The sequence below is a fragment of the Bacteroidota bacterium genome (assembly GCA_013696965.1).
Lineage (GTDB): Bacteria > Bacteroidota > Bacteroidia > JACCXN01 > JACCXN01 > JACCXN01.
On the sequence record JACCXN010000025.1, the window covers coordinates 1 to 18,131 of the forward strand.

General features: G+C 30.7%; 19 protein-coding genes. 2 read left to right on the plus strand and 17 right to left on the minus strand.

The window, feature by feature from the left end:
- Positions 1-111 precede the first annotated feature (111 nt).
- The 4 genes from H0V01_04350 to H0V01_04365 all read right to left on the minus strand — a co-directional run bounded on the left by H0V01_04350 (position 112) and on the right by H0V01_04365 (position 3,180).
- Positions 112-663: a DUF2219 family protein gene (locus H0V01_04350; protein MBA2582602.1), complete on the minus strand. Its 552-nt coding sequence runs from the start codon at positions 661-663 to the stop codon at positions 112-114.
- 30 nt (positions 664-693) lie between these two features.
- Positions 694-1,947: a zinc dependent phospholipase C family protein gene (locus tag H0V01_04355; protein ID MBA2582603.1), complete on the minus strand. Its 1,254-nt coding sequence runs from the start codon at positions 1,945-1,947 to the stop codon at positions 694-696.
- 338 nt (positions 1,948-2,285) lie between these two features.
- A complete protein-coding gene (locus tag H0V01_04360; GenBank protein MBA2582604.1) occupies positions 2,286-2,492 on the minus strand; it encodes a hypothetical protein in 207 nt (68 codons plus the stop codon).
- A gap of 178 nt (positions 2,493-2,670) precedes the next feature.
- Positions 2,671-3,180, minus strand: coding sequence for a DUF4476 domain-containing protein (locus H0V01_04365; GenBank protein MBA2582605.1), 510 nt, complete (start codon positions 3,178-3,180; stop codon positions 2,671-2,673).
- Between the two features lie 260 nt (positions 3,181-3,440).
- Here H0V01_04365 and H0V01_04370 point away from each other — a divergent pair, with 260 nt between their 5' ends.
- Entirely contained in the window at positions 3,441-4,961 is a 1,521-nt protein-coding gene (locus H0V01_04370) for a hypothetical protein (GenBank protein ID MBA2582606.1), read from the plus strand.
- Between the two features lie 64 nt (positions 4,962-5,025).
- Here the strand turns inward: H0V01_04370 and H0V01_04375 are convergent, their stop codons facing one another.
- The 13 genes from H0V01_04375 to H0V01_04435 form a co-directional block, all read right to left on the minus strand.
- Entirely contained in the window at positions 5,026-6,177 is a 1,152-nt protein-coding gene (locus H0V01_04375; protein MBA2582607.1) for a type II secretion system F family protein, read from the minus strand.
- A complete protein-coding gene (locus H0V01_04380; GenBank protein MBA2582608.1) occupies positions 6,178-6,666 on the minus strand; it encodes a prepilin-type N-terminal cleavage/methylation domain-containing protein in 489 nt (162 codons plus the stop codon). It abuts the gene before it with no gap.
- Positions 6,663-7,013, minus strand: a complete 351-nt coding sequence (locus H0V01_04385) for a hypothetical protein (protein MBA2582609.1) — start codon at positions 7,011-7,013, stop codon at positions 6,663-6,665. The genes H0V01_04380 and H0V01_04385 overlap by 4 nt, the downstream gene beginning before the upstream one ends.
- Positions 7,001-8,263: a hypothetical protein gene (locus H0V01_04390; protein ID MBA2582610.1), complete on the minus strand. Its 1,263-nt coding sequence runs from the start codon at positions 8,261-8,263 to the stop codon at positions 7,001-7,003. Before H0V01_04390 ends, H0V01_04385 begins: the two co-directional genes overlap by 13 nt.
- A gap of 9 nt (positions 8,264-8,272) precedes the next feature.
- Positions 8,273-9,316 (minus strand): hypothetical protein, encoded by a 1,044-nt coding sequence (locus tag H0V01_04395; GenBank protein ID MBA2582611.1) that lies wholly within the window; start codon positions 9,314-9,316, stop codon positions 8,273-8,275.
- Between the two features lie 120 nt (positions 9,317-9,436).
- Positions 9,437-9,922, minus strand: a complete 486-nt coding sequence (locus H0V01_04400) for a hypothetical protein (protein MBA2582612.1) — start codon at positions 9,920-9,922, stop codon at positions 9,437-9,439.
- An 11-nt stretch (positions 9,923-9,933) separates the two neighbouring features.
- Positions 9,934-10,881 (minus strand): hypothetical protein, encoded by a 948-nt coding sequence (locus H0V01_04405; protein ID MBA2582613.1) that lies wholly within the window; start codon positions 10,879-10,881, stop codon positions 9,934-9,936.
- Between the two features lie 101 nt (positions 10,882-10,982).
- A complete protein-coding gene (locus H0V01_04410) occupies positions 10,983-11,513 on the minus strand; it encodes a hypothetical protein (protein MBA2582614.1) in 531 nt (176 codons plus the stop codon).
- A gap of 3 nt (positions 11,514-11,516) precedes the next feature.
- Positions 11,517-12,743: a hypothetical protein gene (locus H0V01_04415; GenBank protein ID MBA2582615.1), complete on the minus strand. Its 1,227-nt coding sequence runs from the start codon at positions 12,741-12,743 to the stop codon at positions 11,517-11,519.
- On the minus strand, positions 12,744-14,663 hold the full coding sequence (locus H0V01_04420) for a general secretion pathway protein GspD (GenBank protein MBA2582616.1): 1,920 nt from the start codon (positions 14,661-14,663) through the stop codon (positions 12,744-12,746). It abuts the gene before it with no gap.
- 7 nt (positions 14,664-14,670) lie between these two features.
- Entirely contained in the window at positions 14,671-16,110 is a 1,440-nt protein-coding gene (locus H0V01_04425) for a type II/IV secretion system protein (GenBank protein ID MBA2582617.1), read from the minus strand.
- A gap of 2 nt (positions 16,111-16,112) precedes the next feature.
- Entirely contained in the window at positions 16,113-16,646 is a 534-nt protein-coding gene (locus H0V01_04430; protein MBA2582618.1) for a hypothetical protein, read from the minus strand.
- Between the two features lie 93 nt (positions 16,647-16,739).
- Positions 16,740-17,153 carry a prepilin-type N-terminal cleavage/methylation domain-containing protein gene (locus H0V01_04435; protein ID MBA2582619.1) on the minus strand — a complete coding sequence of 138 codons (414 nt, stop codon included), beginning with the start codon at positions 17,151-17,153 and terminating at the stop codon, positions 16,740-16,742.
- Between the two features lie 561 nt (positions 17,154-17,714).
- Between H0V01_04435 and H0V01_04440 the strand changes: the two genes are divergently transcribed.
- Positions 17,715-18,131, plus strand: coding sequence for a hypothetical protein (locus H0V01_04440; protein MBA2582620.1), 417 nt, complete (start codon positions 17,715-17,717; stop codon positions 18,129-18,131).

An 18,131-nucleotide genomic window follows, 5' to 3' on the forward strand; every position in this document is an offset into this window, starting at 1 on the left:
CCGACAAATATCCTTTTAAACTTCAAAGGGGGTACCCCCTTTGAAGTTTAAAAGCTGTGCACTCTTGTTTCCATTTTCTGTGTATTCTTATTTACCAAAAGTTGTGTATTGCTATTTACCGATTACACCCATTGGATTGAAAGGCGATTTTGTATTAAATTCATTCATGCCTTTATGGATTTTGGTTTGCAGATCTCTTGCTGGACCATCAATTCCTAATATTCCGAGATATAAACCTTTTTGTACTAATTTTTTTTCTGCTTCAATCATTAAGGAGTTTTTTATTCCAAGCATTACTAAAGTTGAGTAAGGCCTGTCGCCAATAATTGGCTTCGGGTCTCTTAATTCATTAGGAGTAAAAGCACCAAGTTGTAAAGAAAATTCTGCTGGATAAAAAAAATTTGAACCATTTTGTGAAAAATTTGAAAACAAACAATTAGTAATTTTTTGTGATGGCTTTAAAAATAATGTTACGCCTGCTCCTTGTGTGTAATTTCTGTCCGAATTTAATATAGGAAATCCCATATATTCAAGTAGAAAGTCTTGCTCAAAATCAAGTCTAAAACCTTGAATTAAATGTGATTTTTTTTCTTTAGGAACTTCTTGTGAAAAGGAAGTATAAGAAAAAAGCACAATAAAAAGTGAGTGAATTTGAAGTTGCATATGAAAAAATACAAAAAGCTAAAGTAAAAATTAGTGTGGTTTATTTATCGGAAGGTTTAATGTGCCTGTTAACCTAAGATATTCATCAACCGATCTTTCCTTTTTTGCTATTTCGATTCCATTATGAAAAAGTGATATTTTATGAATTCTTAAAATATTACTATAGAAATATTTGGGTCTGGATATTATAAGTGCAGATTGAAGATTGTCTAAATCCCAGCAATTAAGTTCTCCATGCGAACCACCCATATTGATATGATAATAGTAATTGTCAGATTGATAAACAGTAAACTTCATTTTTGAAATTTTACTAGTAAGCAGAGAAACGGGACTTTTCTTACCATTCTTATCAGTAAACTGAATGTAAAGATCGTTTTTTGAGCGTGCAAAGTGTCCTTTATCAGTCTTAATTCTAACAACATACGTTGCTCCTCCATCAATCCCAATATCGAGATTCCATTTATTACTAAAAACATTAGGATCGTTGGTTGTTAAATATTCATAAGCCAACTCCAGTGAAGCATTAAATGCTGAATCGATCCTGTTACCCCTCTCATTTAACTTGATTTTTTCCATAGTCACTTCCATTGAAAAAGGATCGAAACCAATGAACTTAGGCACCTTCACACCTAAGGCTCTATGATAGGTTTTGGCAAGTTGAATTAGGCTAAAAGTGGTGTCTGTCTCGTAATGTTGATAATAAATCCTTTTAAAGTTTATTTCAACATCACCTATCAACCCAGTTAATTTATCTTTTGAGAGTTTAGCTTCAGTTTTGTTTTGATAAATGGCTGGAATGCCAAAGAATTCTTCCCAAAAATAATTTATATTCACATCCCAACCTGAAAGGCAATACTTCTTTGCATATTTTTTAAATAAATAGGCATCTGAATACTTTTCAAGTTCACCATGAAGATGCCTTCCGCTTTCATTGGAAATATAAAAGCCGGCCTCCGGCTCAACAAAAATGCTGTGTGCACCAAAATCACCAGCAATATGAGTAATCCAGCCCCCTACAAATGCAGCAAAACGTTCATCTTTACTTGATTTAGCCTCTTGAATTAACTTTAATGCAAATGAACCAACCTGGTTGTAATGAGAAATTTCAGCTAATTGAAAAGAATTTTTAATGTGCCTTTTCCACCCCCATCCTGTTTGGCTAAAATCTGGGTTATATCCTAAATCAGGTCCAACGGCTCCCCATGCTGCAATGTGGGGATACTTAAGCATTGCTCCCTTGAAAAAATTGTCTTCAGGTAAATTTGCAGCTACCTCATTTTTCAAAATCACATGTCCTATAGGTCGAAATGCAAAACTTATTGTTGAAAAATTTAATAAACCAAAAAAACAAATAAAGTTGAGGATAAAACCAGAGCAATATTCAAATTTTAAAACTCGGTTTGTATAACAGTACCACATATTTTTTAATATTAGTTTTTAAATAACCATTCAGCAGTGGAAAAATATTTCTTGGTCAAATCTAAATCTAGTATTTCAAAAAAGCAACACGTAAAATTACCTGATTTTTATAATTAATAAATTACAAAATAGACATCAAAGGCATCCGAATCCTAAGTTAATATCATTAATTATGGTTTTATGTTTTTTAATTATTGAGTACATTAGGAGATGATTAAAATAAGGTCTAATTTTTCCATGATTTCAGAAACAAAAGTACCAGAAACAGAATCATTAAAACCTGATTCACATTCTGTTGGATGAAATTTTAATGGGGATAAACGATAAATAACGGGCAAGAAAATTATTGGGAGAATTCCATTATCAACGATAATCCACTTCGTTCTAATGCATTTTTTTTTGATGAACATAAGGCTTTTCAAACCGGTAATATTTAACAGGGTTTGTAGAAATATTTATACAAAAAAAGTTTTACTAAATTCTATATTCTCGTTTACAACCATTTAAATTAAACAGTTTTAAACAAATTATATTACCTCGATTCTCACACTGAAATTAATGGAATTATTAATTCATTGTTAAATATAATTAATACCTATAAATAAATTCAATCAATTCACTTTTATATCTTTCTAATTCAAAAGCATTCAATACCAGAAAATAGTGTTCCTTGTCAATAACATAAGGATAAGCAAATTTAGCCAATTCAAATCTATTTGTATCAAACGAAAGTAAGGCAAGAATTTCTAACAATTGAAATGAAAAAACACCATTTTCTTGAATATAATGAGTAGATATTTTAATTCTTCTATCATCAAAAGGAGAATTATAAACCGTAAATAATAGCAGATCAAAAGCTGAAGGAATAATGTTTTGAATTGGGATAAATACTTCTAAAGGAGTTAATTGTGAAAATAGGTATGCAGATCCTATTTGTATTGGATGTTGATTAAATATTTTATACCATGCATATTTTTCTACAATATTATTTTCATGTATTCTATTATTTCTTCTGGGACTTATTGGTAATTCTGGTTCTTGTTGCGCATTTGCTCTAAATGCAGAAAACAACAGAAAAAAGTAAATTAATTGTTTCATTTTTTTATAAAAATGTACAACAGTTATGCCAATGGTACTCTTAGTAGTATTTGCATTTTTCACCGTGTTTTTTCATAATATGGATTCATTTTTTAAAATTCAATATTCATAATTTGATAGATTAAAAGGTGATCAAAATATATTCTTTCGTTCATTAATGGGAAAAAAGGATGTCCCCAAATCATCTAAATAGTCTATAGAAAGCGTATTAAATACCTATTTCTTTATCAATTATAATTATTGAAAAGAAAACAATCAACATGCTTCATAAAGAACTTTTTGAACTAATTAAAGATTTGAATCCAGTTGAGATTGAACTTATCAATCGCACTATTAAGAATAGCTCTTATATTGAAACAAATGAAATGCGGTTGTTTGATTTTTTGCTCAATCAAGCAATCCTTCCCCAATTAAGGGATGTTTGTAAAGCTGTATATAGAAAAAGCTCTCCTAAATCCTATGATTCATTTAAGAAGCTTGTATATAGATCAAAGCACAAGGTTTTAGAAGCAATAATGTTGTGTAACGATAGTTTTGTGAATTTTCAAAAGGAATTGGATGAATATACTCCCAAGGATCCTGAAATAATAAAGGTAGTTATTTTAAGAAAGGCCATTGTAATACAATCGTTTTTAGAAAAGAGAAGTCCTAATTTCATGAAACACTTGCTTGATGATATAATTCAACAATCTGCAAAAAATGAATTTTATTATTTAACAGTGGAATATCTCGTAATTAAAATGAATTTAATAAATTCCAATGAAGGTGAGGGAACATTCAATAAAATAAAAGAGCAAATTGCTTTTTATGAAGGTTGTAGAGATGCTGTAAACAAGGCAAAAGAGAATTATATAAAATTCACAATTTTTAATTGTCCTTTTCAAAATCCAACAAAACATAAGGAAGAGGTCGTTAATAATATACAAACATTAAAAGAAAATTTGAAAATAATTAAATCTGATAATATTAAATATTACTTGTGTTTTTATGAATTAATTTTGAATCTAATAAATGAAGATTATTTAACTGTCAAAGAAAAAAGCATTGAGTTACTTCAATTTATTTCAGAAAAACATACTGTAAAATCAAAAGAGAAATTATTGACAATAACTTCCTACTTAATTAAATCAGAAGTACACCTTAAAAACTATGATCAGGCTTTGATTTTACTGAATAAATCACAAATACATCTTGAAAGCGGCAGCATATTTCAAATAAAATTCAAGGAATATGAATTTTTAACTAATATTTATTTAAAACATTATGAGCAAGCAGAGGAAGTACTTCTTTTAAAATTTAAAAACACTTCTGCATATAACTTATTAGAAAAGGAAAAATTAAGCATTTACAAGGCTAACTTAAATTTCATTAGATGTGAGTACAAAGAAGTAAATGACAAGCTTTATTTGCGAAAAGAAACTTTGAAAGATGTGACGGGACAGGAGTATAACTGCCGGATTCTTAAACTATTTATTAATTTGTTCCAGGGAAAAGAAGATGAAGTAATTAGAGATTTTGATTGTTTAAAAAAGCAGGTAAAAAGAAATTCCATCCTTAATAAAGGTTATAGTTGCCGTAATTTGATTATTTTTAAAATAATGCAACATATTTGTAAAAAAAATTACAATGTGCATTCTAATGATATTAAGCTAAATAATTTAATGGATAGCTTGAAGGCCTCTCCCTGGCAACCTTTCGGTTCTGAACTAATTCCTGTGGAGGAGATAATGACTTCCCTACTTTTAAAAGTAGAATCTGCCCGTATTCAAGAGCTTAATTAACTGTTTTAATTATATCTGAAGTAGTTAATTAGATGCTTTTTGAAATATGCTTAGATCCTAAATTTTATCCAAATGAAGTGCTTAATTGAAACAGTGGCAAGTACATTGCTACCAGGATAATTGTAACCAATAATCCCAGGAAGATAATCATTATTGGTTCTATCAAACTTCCAATAAGGCTTGTTTGATGCTCTACTTCATCTGTATATTGCTTTGCAAGTTTCCCGAACACAAGATCTAACTGATTAACTTCTTCAGCAACCTTTATCAATGCGATCAGTCGTTTATTGTATACAGGGTAACGGGATAAACTCAATGATAAGGGTTCTCCTTTAAGTACATTGCTTTCTACTATTCCTAATGAATATTCAATAGGGTAAAAACCTACCATCTTTTTTACCAATTGTATGGCCTGCAACAAGGGTGTTTTAGCACTAATCAACAAATTCATTGAATGGCAGAAACGTGCTAAATATATTTTTTGAATTATATTTCCAAAAATGGGCGTTTTCATAATGAAATCAGCACTTAATCTTCTAAACCAATCCTTCTGTTTTTGCAGGAAAAAAAATATGCTGATTCCCAAAACACAAAAAATGAAGTACCAGGCATATAGTGAAAAGGCTTTTGAAATTTTAATTATAAGTTTTGTAATATAGGGAAGGTCTCCTCCAAAACGAAGGAATACATCAGCAAACATTGGAACTATGAATTTCAGCATGAAAAATATTGCTCCAAATGCTACCAAAAGAACAATAGTAGGGTAGGACAGTGCATTAAGAACAAGCCTTTTCTGTTTTATCTTTTTGGAAAAAAAAACAGCAAGTTCATCTAGTACCGTAGTTAATCTCCCGCTCTCTTCACCTATCATTATACTGTAATATTCATAGGTTGAAAATTTCCCTGTTAGTTTAATGGCTTCTGACAAGCTGACTCCATTAATAACCGATTCTCTGATTTTTCTGTATAATTCTTTTTCAACTTTTTTTACCTGTTCCTCTTCTATTAGTTCCAGCGTAGTTTTAATGTCCACTCCGGCAGTGAATAAAATATTTAATTCAGAATAAAACCGTTCCTTCTTCTTATCATTGAGCTGTGATCCGAAAATTGAAATATCTTTATTTAAAAAATCAAAAATAGAAGTTTCATCAATCTTCTTTTTCTCAACGTTGTTTTTCTTGTTAAGAGGATATTTACTTAAGTTAATAGTTGCCATTTATTTTTGTTCTGATTCGTTTTCAATTAAAACATCTGCAGCATATTGCTTTTTAAATTGAAAAACCTGTTGTTGTTTAAAAATTTCTGCTTCAAAATAGAGTTCATCAACAATGTCGTTGTTATTTAAAATTACTTGGTTTAGAAACCTTGTATCTATATTAATCGGGCTAATGGCAAAAGTATCTTTAACAGCATTGCTGTTTCTTGTAATAAAGTTTTCGCCAAATCCATACAGGATTAAATTGTTTTCTTGATAAAAGAAGAGCTCGTTATTTCCTTTTTTAATGGTTTGCGATGTTGTGAAATCTTTATTTAACAGCATTTTTAATAAGGCTACCTGTGAATTTTGTATACCTGTTTTTTTATACATATAGAATTGGTTCCCAACAATACTGTATGAAGAATAAACAATACCTACAACAATTGAAGTAAGTATCATTACCACTACCAATTCAATAATTGTGAATGCTTTTACTTTTTTTATCATTTTAATAATATGAGTTCCCGTCTTTCAGCAATTATTTTTCCGTTTACATCAAAAGCTTCAAACAATACTAAATTTAATCCAGGAATATTCTCATACGGATTTATTGTTTTGTTTATGAATAAACCATCCACTTCAGTTTTTTCATCTATGTACGAGTTTTCTTTGCTTGTTTTGAGGGCAGATTCATTTAGAATCAAACTGGCTTTTAGTTTTTGTACCTGATTATCAGAATGAGTTACATTGATAAAAATAACCATTGCAATTCCAAAGGTGATCATCACAATTATCAATGCTACAATCACTTCAATTAAGGTACTTGCTTTAATTTTTTTTGTTAGTAAAGCCATTTTACAATTTGTTTGCTTTGTGAATGGTTAATTAGACTTACCCCTGCAAAATGTTGTGATAATCCAGTATGATCAATTGTAGCATTCAAAAGATGGTTTTCATATACAGATGAAGGAGTACTGAGTATAAATTTGGTACAGGTAAGACTGCCGTATATTTTGCCTTTCAAATCCACATATCCCTTTGCATAAACCTGGCCATGAACAATAACATTTTTATCAATTGTAAGGGTTAATTGCTTTTTGTGGTTGATGTTTTCCTGATATCCAAGTAAAACTCCTGATAATAATGTTTCTTCCCCAATTCTCAGCCCAATGTTTTCAGGGGATTTGTCAGTTCTAATTAATGCTATTACTGAGGGATAATTAAGTGAGCATTTTTTACCAATAAGAATGGAATCAGTGGCAAATACTTGTATGTTTCCGGAGAACCCCTCTTCAATTTCTACACTTGGAGCATAAATCAAAATATCCTTGAGTTGAGCATCTGAAGCTATATAAACTGAATGGGCAGAAACAATCCTTAAGTTACCACTGTAATATTTCTTTGAAAGGTTAATTTTACCATTGCTGTATAAAAGCATTGTTTTGTGTGTGAAGGAATGAATTATAGAATCTTTGACTTCATGATCTTCCATAATAAGTATACTGTCATTTTCTTCATATTTATTTGAAAAGTAACCCAAATTAGCCAAAAGCAGTTCTTTATTGGCATCTGGTATTGACTTGGCACTTTCTTTTACTTCCCCGTTTATTAAACGATCGCCTGTGAAATTCTGCCCTTCTATATAGGCCCTTTTTACACCTGACTTGGGTAAGTAACATGTCCCTTTTATTATCGTTAAGCCACAAAGAGATAATGGCTTGTCTTGGTCTGCAAGGTACAATGCTACCTTGGGATCTTCAGTAATATTGGCTCCTACCTGGGCCGATTTTGTGATTTCAAATTCCTTGAAAAATGCTTTCGAAACAACAATTTCAAAAGCCCCCCATTGCTTTCTTAAAAGAAATACTGAATCCGTTCCATTCCCATACAAATCAATTATTTTGTGTTCATTTAAATCAAGAAATGAACTGTTGGCCAATACTAAATTAATGCCTGATGAAGCATTGAGAATAGCCTGTTCCTGCAATTGTAAGGTTTGAAACTGCAATCTGTTGTAGTATGAAAACAAAATCAATGAACTACTAATTAAAGCCATAATCAGGGCAACTACAATTGCATAAAAAAGAGCACTTGCTTTTAACATATGGGCCTATTATTTTTTCTTAGCTTTTGGCATATCCTGCTTTTGCTTGTTATCTTCTGGCTTTTTAGCTTTGATTATTTCTTGTTTTTGTTGTGAAATCTGATTCTCCTTTTTCTTAGGCTTTTCAATTTTATCATTTGATTTCTTTTCAGGGTTAACAATCTTATCATTTGATTTCTTTTCAGGCTTTACAATTTTTTTTGATGATTTGTTTTCAGATTTTTTGAAGCTTATTTTTTTAAACTGTTCCTTCAATCTGGATTTCTTTTTATCCTCTTTACCTTTTGTATTCCCAGTTTTACCCTTTAAATCACTCGTGTTCTTTTTTTCCTTTTCTTTTATTTCTTTTGGCATTACTTCTTTTCCATTTTTAAATTTTTTTTCATTTAAAAGTTCACCTTTCTCATAATTTTTAACTGATCCATGGTGCTTCCCATTTTTAAAATTTTCTTCTAATACCAATTCATTTATGGAATTATAAGAAATATAGGACCCATGTTTGAATCCTTTTTTAAAATGAATAATCTCCTTTAATTTCCCGTTTTCATACCAGAATTTCCACTCCCCACTTTTCAATCCATTTTTAAATTTTCCTTTCTCCAAAAAGTAATTGGTATTTCCTTCATCTAAAAGATCCCTATTTAGGTTATAAGTAATATTTTTACCGTTTTTAAATCCATTGTTCCAATTAATTGTCTCCTTTAATTTTCCGTTTTCAGTCCAGGCCCTCCATTCTCCATTTTTTAAGCCTTTGTTAAATTTGCCCTTCTCCATTAAATTATTGCTGAAATAAAAGGAAGTATATTTTCCGTGTAGTGGCTTTCCATCAACTCCTCCTTCTGTATTTATTATTTTATTTGATTTGTACCAGTAGTATACTAATCCTGTTTCAGGTATAACTACTTTTTGCTTTGTTGGCAATTCAATTTTTACAATTGCATGGGTTGAATTAACCGTCATTTCATATTTTTTACGTTTTGAAGGATCCTTTTGAGCAATTGCAAACAATGAAAAAAGAATTGCAAAAAGGGATAAAAGGGCTTTTTTACTCATGATATAAATTAATTTTCAAATAAATATTTCTTATTTTATGCTTAAAAATCATACTATTAACAATTATTAAAAATATTGCAACACTTAAATTTCCTAAGTTTAGGCAATCTTCATACTTTCCTACTTGCTCACTACCCTTTTCTCTTTTTCGAAAGATACTTCAATGGATTCCATATTCACTTTTAATAGTTGAATACCTGAAACTGTATCTCCTACTTTCATGATATTTTCCTGGCCATTAATATTAACCATTGCAAATTGTTTTCCTGACTTTTGATTTTTGATGATACCGCCATAAGTTAAAGTAGGCCATTTCAATTGTATGATTACTTTTTCAGTTTTAATAACAGGAGTGGCTGTTGGTGGAACTTTGATCTTATTTCCCACTTGTGCATAAACAACCTTGTTTAAAAATGGGTCACGGTAGTTGGCAAAAATGCTGAATGAATCAGGTACAGAATTGCTTGTTTGCTTTAATGGGAGGATATGTTCATTAACAGAAAGTACTGGTTCAGAACTTGAAACAAATACTAACCGGTAAAATATTATTCCCCAAATAATAGATACAAGTACTAAAAGCAAATAAGTCATTTTTTTATTTTTCAATTTAGTATAAATTATTGAACAATGAATTTTTTTGTAATGCTATATGGACTTATGTTTCCTGCAGCATCTTGTGAACGGACTCTCCAAAAATAGGGACCTGTGGTAAGTGAGTCAATAGGATAACTTGTGTTTGAAGTTTTTATCGAATTTATAAGTGTAATTAGGGAATCAGAATAAACGAAAAGGCTGTCAGAAATTGGACTTCCTGTTGAATTTCCCCTATGCCAGTATAAAGTAAATGGTGCTGATACCGAATCCTGATTTTCAGGTTTTAATAAAAGTGGAGTATTGGGAATCGTAACATCAACTTCTAAATTATAGGGATTTGAAAAATTAGAAGATCCAGTAGCATTCACTGCCTTAACTCTCCATTGATAAATATAATCCTGGGGAAAACTAAAATTAATTGAGTTTGTGGTAATTGTAGTGTCAAAAATTATATTTGAAGAAAATAAAAAATTAGTAATTGCAACTTGGATAGTATAGGAAGTTGCAATGGATAAACTTTGCCATTTAAGTGTTTGATTTAGGATGTTTGTATAAAGGTTATTTATAGGTTCCTGCAGTGCAATTATCTGGTTTGTTAAATCAGAAGTTGTATCTATTGTTAATGTGTATGTAGTGTATGCAGTATTGCTTGAACCATTTATGGCCTTAACCCTCCATTGATAGCTTCCTGGATTTAAAGTATAGGTGTATAAATTATCAGTTATAGTAGTATCCAATATTATTTGATTTATGTTTGAAAAAGCTGGTGAAACAATTTGCAGATGATAATTGCTTGCTCCCTTAATTTCTTCCCACCAAAAAGATTGGGTAAAAGTTGTAGTTTGATAATTATTAGTTGGAGCCAACAATGAAACTGGTTCCTTTGCAAGATTTTTTTCAAAGATATCTCCACAGGAATAGGTAAGGAGGCTTATTAAGAAAGCTGTGAAATATAGATTTTTTGAATTCATTTTATTAATGCGTTTATTATTAAATTATAATTAGGGTTCACAATCATTTACTTCTTTTAATTATTTGGCAATTCATTCTATTTTATTAGTTAGGGTTCCCCTTATTTTTTCTTGATATTTTGGATATAAATACTAGCGGTTAAAGTCAATTGTTTTGTCTTATAATCTTTTTTCGAATTGAATAACAAGGATGATACTTTTCCTGTTTTATTCTTTTGTTCCAGCATGTAAACCAACTTCAATAAATTAGTAAAGCTTCCCTCCACAACAACCAGATTGGTTTCCACTGAAAAATCCCGCTCATTTAATATGATTTGTGTAGGAAACTCGCGCAAAATAACACTTGTCTGATTACAATAGTTACTGATGTTTTCCAGAAGGCCCTGTTGGTAGTTTTTGTTTAGTTCAGAATTGCTTTCAAAAACACCATCTATTTCATTCATTTGTTTTTGCAAGAGATTCAATTGTTCTGAGGCATTATTTGAAAATTCCAATTGTTCTTTTAATTCATTGCACTGAAAATATAAGTCAACTGTTTTCCCTATGGCCAAAAAATAAACTATAAGTGCGAAAAGGGCTATACCTGAAATTAGAACCAGGTTCTTTTTCTTATATGTGAGTTGTTTCAACATTTGTCAGGAAATAGTTATTATTATTTCAAACTCCCCGGGTTCTTTGTAATTTTCCTGTTTATAGTTTATTACAGAAACATCATTTACCCATTTCATTTGCTTTATGGTTCTGATCCATTCGTTCAATTCAGTGCTTTTTTTACAGTTTCCCTTTACAACAATTGTATTCTTGAGGAAAACAAAAGGATCATCTTTTTTTATTTTTTTTTCAGAAGGATGTAAGTACAAATGGGTAAGTTGAATTGTTTCAGGTAAATCAAAAGCAATACGATCTGCATAAAAGGAAGTTTTAGAACTTCCTTTCAAGCCTGTTTTTTCAAGAAAGTCTTGTTTTTCTTTCACTTTTGTATTCAGTTCATTTACAATTTCCAATTGTTCCTTTTTACCTGAAAAAGCTGCATTCATTTGTTGAACCTGGTCGCCATAATAATTGAACAGAAAAAAATTGAAAAATAAAATGGTTAGAAAAACTACCAAAGCAGATATCCCTGTAAATTGAAAAAGTTTTTTCTGTACCAATTCTTCTCTACTTTCTTTTACAAGTGGAACCATAAAGGATGTTTTTCCTTGAAAAGAAAAGAAGTATTGAAAAGCTGAGGCAAAAGCAAGGATTGCTTGTTGGTTTAATTCTTCTCCAGCTATTGAAATTTTTTTTGATGAAAATTGTTCACTGTTTTCCTGGAAATCTTCTATCCATTCATTAAAAATCATTAGTTTGTAGTTCCCAAGAAGTAAATGATCCTTTGAAAGGTTCAAAAGAGGAATTATTCCATTTATGCAAAAGGGCCCAAATGAAATTCCAGAAAAATAGTATCCTTTATTTATAAAAGCATCCAACAGCCCGTCAATTGTGTTTTTTCTAGCAATTGATGCAAATACTGTATCTCCCGATAGCTCTGTTCTCTGAACATAAAAGTCATTAATTTTAGCATTTGGCAATATCTTATCTAAAAGTTTATTCTCATCCTCTCCATCTTTTAAAACAACTTTTTTATGAATGATTCCTTTTCCACTTATTACAATATGAATAGGAAAATTCATGTCCACTACTTTTATCAATTCTTCAATACCTATAATCTGTGTAAGAGCCGCATGAACATTAAGGCCTGATTTTGATTTTTTTAAAATTGTCACATTAAAATGCAATCCTCCTTCAGGCAAAAACACTGCTTCCACACCTGCAATGTTTTTGCTTTTTAAGATAGAACTGTATTTTATTTGTTTAAACATTTAATAGATAATGGTTGGTTTAATAAAAATGTTCAATTTGCTTTTACTTTTGCTGTTAATCCGGGAACTAAAAATCCACTTAAGCACAGGTATTCTAGAAAGCAAAGGCAATCCAGAACCTGTATCACTGGTAGATTCTTCTTCCAGTCCTCCCAGGATGATCATTTCTTCATTTTTAACCCTAATTAAGGATTGAAAATCTCTTTTTACTGTTCCCGGAGGGGCATTAGGGTTAATCCTGGCCGTAAAATCAGATTGTTGGACTCTTATATCTAATGTAATTTGATCATCACCTGAAACAATGGGTTTTATTGTTAAAGAAAGGTCTGCATTCACGGATTTATATTGCTGAGAAATTATGTTTTGAGGATTTTGGGAGCCAATAACATTATTTGAAATCTCCAGATAATATTCTGTTTTCCCAATGCTCATTTTAGCTTCATTGCCATTTAATGTTGCAAGCTTTGGAGTTGAACGAGTATTTAATATGCCTTGTTCCTCCAGTGCTTTAATACTAAGATAGAAATTAGGGGTTACTTTCCCTAAATTAAAAACACCAAAACCGTTAAAAATCGAAATTAAATTATTTATGGAAGAGGCACTAAAAGTAAAATCAATACCAGGAGAAATTTTTCCTCCACTTGTTACAGGTGCATCTTTTAAACCTGCATTTATACCTGTTGATACTGTTCGGTTTTTTTTAAAATCTACAAGTATTACTTCTATCATTATTACTGGTACAACCCGGTCTATATCTCGTATAAATGTTTCTATTTCTACAATTCTTGGCAGAGACCCGCTTAATATAAAACTGTTTAGATCTGGAAACGTTTTAATTTCTACTCCCTTCTTTAAATCGACTGGAATAAAATCAATTACTTTATCGATGGTCCTGTTTTGCAATTGTACAACTTTTGTTGCGCGTAGCCCCTCTAAATTTCTGTCACCCATAAGGTAAATTTCCCCCTCCTTTCTAAAGGTGAAATCAGTTCCATTTAAAAGATAGCTTAAAAACTGATCATAACTAACATTCTTAATTTTTAAAGTTGCATTGCCTTTTGGTTCTGAAAATAGAAAGTAATTCTTTCCTGTTTCAAATGACACTCCACTAATAATATCTAAAATAGGAATATTTACTGCATCTACAGTTAATAAATTGTTATCAACTTTAATATTAAAATCGGCCCCTCCAGTGTTTATTGACTGATAGTTTCCTTTTTTATTGTTTTTTTCTGATTTGCCAACAGGAACATTTGTTTCAGCATCTTTTTTTTCTATAAGATAGGAATTATCTTCTGTTTTAGTAATTTTTAAATCATTTGCAAATGCAAACTTTTCAAGAGAATTTTCGAAGGAAATATTCTGAATAAAACCATTTACCACTTTTTGACCTAAATAAGGAGCATGTACTACATTTTTTTGTGATAACCTTGTAATTTCTTTAGTCACCAAATATAGGCTGTCATCCTTTAAATCAAGTCCCAATATGTCACTAGCCGAATTATAGGTTATTGCAAGTCTTTTTGGTACGTAAATTACAGGTTCAGGAAGGGGAATAGAGTACTGGGAAAAGGACATAATTGATCCAATAAAATTTATTTCTAAGTCATACTTTTCTACTAAAAACAAGATTATATCCATTACAGTGACATTCGAAAAATTATTGGTAATACTTAATTTTAGTCCTGGATCAATGCTTATGTTTAAGTTGTTAGAGACTCCCAATCCACGGATGAATTCCTGTAAGGAAACATTGGTAACAGAAAGATCTACTTTTTCAATTAAACCAGGATTTGATTTTGCCAATTCCATTAGCTTAATTTCTATTGCTGATAACCGCTCCTGTTTTTGGGCTGTTAATGAATTAATGGAAATAAAAAAGATAAAAATTCCAAGTAATAATTTAATTATTGTTTTCAAAAGTCAGTTAATAATTGTTTAATAATATAGGATATACTTCCTCTACGGATGTTTCTCCATTTTCAAGCATTTCAAAAGCATTATCCGTAAGGGTTTTAATTTTCTTTTCTAATAAAAGGGAACCAATTGAGAAAATGCTATTCTTTATACTTTCGGCAAATTCATAATCGATTGGAATAACTTCATAAATTGCCCTTCTGCCTTTGTAGCCTGTGTAGTAACATGACTCACATCCAACAGCCATATGATGCTCACTTATTAATTTCTTTGGTTTAAAATGCAATGGGAATAATTTTTCAGTAAACTGTTCTTTTTTCTTACAATCATTACATAACAATCTTATTAGGCGTTGGGCTACAGAAGTGTTTAAAGTACTTGCAAGCAGGTATGGAGGAACTCCCATATCAATGAGCCTGGAAACTGTTCCCCAAGCAGAATTTGTATGTATGGTAGATAATACCATATGGCCGGTTAAGGCAGCACGAATCGCGATTTGTGCAGTATCCCCATCTCTTATCTCCCCTACCATGATTACATCTGGATCCTGACGCAAAAATGTTCTTAATGCACTAGAAAAGGTTAAGCCAATACTTTCCTTTAATTGAACCTGGTTAATCCCTTCCAATGTGTATTCTATCGGATCCTCAATTGTCAATACATTGGTTTTTTCTTTATTTAAAATTTTTAGTGTTGCATAAAGCGTTGTTGTTTTTCCTGAACCAGTGGGTCCACTAATAAGTACAATTCCATGAGGTTTTTTGATCCCTTCAAAATAATTCTCCAGTTCATTTTTTGAAAAGCCAAGTTGATTGATATCAATATCTGTTGAATCTTTATTTAAAAGTCTTAAAACTATTTTTTCTCCATGCAGGGTTGGCAGTACGGATACCCTGATATCAAATTTACTTCCATCGCTTTCAAAAAAAATACGTCCATCCTGTGGAAGTCGTTTTTCTGCAATATCCAGATGTGCTTTTATTTTTATTTTATTAATTAATGCAGGATAATCTAATTTTCCTATAGTATAGCGTTCAATTAACTGTCCATCGATCCGTATTCTTACGCGACACCTTTCTTCAAATGCTTCTATGTGTATATCACTGCTTCCCAATTGTTTTGCTTCTGCAATTAAATGATTCAGAAAATCATCTGCTTTATTGGTGTCCGCTGCTTTTACTCCTTGATTACGAGTATTGTTTTTCCGGTAATACTTTACTAGTGTTTTTTGAATAATTTCTGGTGATGCTTCTACAAGTTCTATTGTTTTTCCAAACAAAATCTCAAGTTCATCCTTAATTCCCTGCTTTATTTTTGATGCATCTGCATATAAAGTTATAGAATTGCTATCAAAAGTCTTCGGTATAATGGAGTAATACCATGCTTGCTCAATAGTTATTACCTGCTGTAAGTCAGTATTGAGCGAGAAATAAGTTGATTCTTCCACCATGTTTATAGTATAAGTCTGGAAGAAAGCTCCAATGCAAAGGAATCATCGTGAAAATTAAATGGCATATTAATAATTTTCAAGACATAAAAAAACGCGAGCAGTACTGCCATTCCTCCTGCAAGAGGTATTTGTTCTGCTGTATTTTTTTTAAACAACCGGTAAAATAAATAGGCTGCTACAACGGCAATGAGGCTTAGAATGTAAACAAAAACAAAATTTAAAAATGAAAAGGAAACAGCTAAAACTATAAAAAACAAGATGTCTCCAGATCCAAGATAATTCCTCTCTATATTAATTATCTTACGGCTTTTAATTGAAAAGTAAACTGTAACCATCAAGAGTTGAAATAGCACAAAAACCATATTTAATAAAAAATGTTCTGCTATAAATCCAATGGTATTTTGTTCAAGCGCAGCTAATACGAAAAGCAAAAACAGAGCAGGGAACACCATCCATGAAACAGCTTTGTATTTAAAATCCTGAAAAGCTATTATACTTAGCAAACTTATACTCATAATGTCATAAAATAAACTCATTCGTATTTAAGAGTCTTTGTAATTTTGATCTTTGTAATTTCCATATTATACAAGTTGATATTCCTTTGTCAAACACCATGAAAAAAATAAACACTAATCCTTTGTAACCTCCTTCAGGTTTTTGTCTTGATCTACTTCCCATACATTAAATGTTCCATCACCATCAAAATCTATTACAGCGGTAGCCCTTACTTTAAAAGTTGTGGTGCCTGCTTCCACAACTTCTATCTGATAGTTGCCTGTTCCATCTTGAGTTACAAGTTTGACATGTTCAAAACCAATTTCATCGAAATTGCTGCTATATTTAGAATGAAGGTAAAAGTGGCTTTTTTGTAAAGTATGAATATGCTCCAACTGTAATTGGGCCTCCGTACTTTTTGCTTTAGATATTAGAGGCATCAGGTTAGGTAATGCGAGTAAAACCAGTATGCCTATTATTACTAACACTACCAATAATTCAGTTAAGGTAAATGCTGGGAGCTTTGTTAAAAGTAATTTCTTTTTCATTTGAATAGAATTAAATCAAGGTTTTCCCATGAAGTAATTCCCCAGTAAAAGAATAAACAAAAAACAGTTGTGCATCCTTCAAAGCCGTAAGAGTTATAAAATTGGGTTAAATCTTAATTAATATAGCGGCTAATTTAGATTAATTCTACAAAAAATCATGAACCCAAATTTATTAAAAAGGGGACATGGAAGTCGGCAAAGTGTTGATATAAGTGGAAAATGGAATAGAAAGAGGATAATATATTTTATTCTAATGTTTTAGTAGCTTATTACTATAATGCACAGTAATTACTGATGGTATAGGAGTTTTTGACTTTTTATTTTTATAAATAGATAATTCAAGATTAGCAATTTTTATTTCTGTTTAATTCGAAAAGTATCCAAAACGGTTTAAAAATCATTTTTTTAAATCTCTGGAATGCACTATTGTAAATGGTTTCAGAGAATCTGTGTCCCTGACTGAATAATTTTGGGTCTTTTTTTTCATGTTGACTTAGCCTAGTTTTGACCTCTTGAAAAAATTTCTGAAAGGACATTCAATAATAAATCAATAGCGAAAATATGAAAATTAAAATTCTTGCATTTGTTATCGCACATTTTTTAGCATCTGCTGTGCAAGCTCAAGGTATTCCTGATTTTTCTTTTGAAATTCAAATGACACCGAATGATATAGAAGTAAATAATTTTGATACTATCTATAATATGGAATGTATACTTATCTTACAGGATACTATTAATGTTTCTAGAATACATGTGAAAGTTGGAACTTATAATGGAGCATCAAATATGTTTAATTATGCTTTTCTATTTGATATTAATGCTGGTTTTCCTGGAAGCCAGAGTTATTATAGAAATGCAAATACTGTTAAACTTAATTTAGGCCAATTTAGTGCTGGTAATTATTATTATGAAACAAAACTTGAATATATTTCTGGTGCAATGTCTCAACCCCTTATGTGGAATTCCTGGACGCAATAA

Excerpts from the sequence above, each read along its gene's own strand:
- H0V01_04365 (MBA2582605.1), bottom strand. The coding sequence starts at position 3,180 with ATGAAACAATTAATTTACTTTTTTCTGTTGTTTTCTGCATTTAGAGCA.
- H0V01_04425 (MBA2582617.1), bottom strand. The coding sequence starts at position 16,110 with ATGGTGGAAGAATCAACTTATTTCTCGCTCAATACTGACTTACAGCAG.
- H0V01_04360 (MBA2582604.1), bottom strand. The coding sequence starts at position 2,492 with ATGTTCATCAAAAAAAAATGCATTAGAACGAAGTGGATTATCGTTGAT.
- H0V01_04380 (MBA2582608.1), bottom strand. The coding sequence starts at position 6,666 with ATGATAAAAAAAGTAAAAGCATTCACAATTATTGAATTGGTAGTGGTA.
- H0V01_04405 (MBA2582613.1), bottom strand. The coding sequence starts at position 10,881 with ATGAATTCAAAAAATCTATATTTCACAGCTTTCTTAATAAGCCTCCTT.
- H0V01_04390 (MBA2582610.1), bottom strand. The coding sequence starts at position 8,263 with ATGTTAAAAGCAAGTGCTCTTTTTTATGCAATTGTAGTTGCCCTGATT.
- H0V01_04410 (MBA2582614.1), bottom strand. The coding sequence starts at position 11,513 with ATGTTGAAACAACTCACATATAAGAAAAAGAACCTGGTTCTAATTTCA.
- H0V01_04370 (MBA2582606.1), top strand. The coding sequence starts at position 3,441 with ATGCTTCATAAAGAACTTTTTGAACTAATTAAAGATTTGAATCCAGTT.
- H0V01_04415 (MBA2582615.1), bottom strand. The coding sequence starts at position 12,743 with ATGTTTAAACAAATAAAATACAGTTCTATCTTAAAAAGCAAAAACATT.
- H0V01_04440 (MBA2582620.1), top strand. The coding sequence starts at position 17,715 with ATGAAAATTAAAATTCTTGCATTTGTTATCGCACATTTTTTAGCATCT.
- H0V01_04350 (MBA2582602.1), bottom strand. The coding sequence starts at position 663 with ATGCAACTTCAAATTCACTCACTTTTTATTGTGCTTTTTTCTTATACT.
- H0V01_04375 (MBA2582607.1), bottom strand. The coding sequence starts at position 6,177 with ATGGCAACTATTAACTTAAGTAAATATCCTCTTAACAAGAAAAACAAC.
- H0V01_04435 (MBA2582619.1), bottom strand. The coding sequence starts at position 17,153 with ATGAAAAAGAAATTACTTTTAACAAAGCTCCCAGCATTTACCTTAACT.
- H0V01_04430 (MBA2582618.1), bottom strand. The coding sequence starts at position 16,646 with ATGAGTTTATTTTATGACATTATGAGTATAAGTTTGCTAAGTATAATA.
- H0V01_04385 (MBA2582609.1), bottom strand. The coding sequence starts at position 7,013 with ATGGCTTTACTAACAAAAAAAATTAAAGCAAGTACCTTAATTGAAGTG.
- H0V01_04395 (MBA2582611.1), bottom strand. The coding sequence starts at position 9,316 with ATGAGTAAAAAAGCCCTTTTATCCCTTTTTGCAATTCTTTTTTCATTG.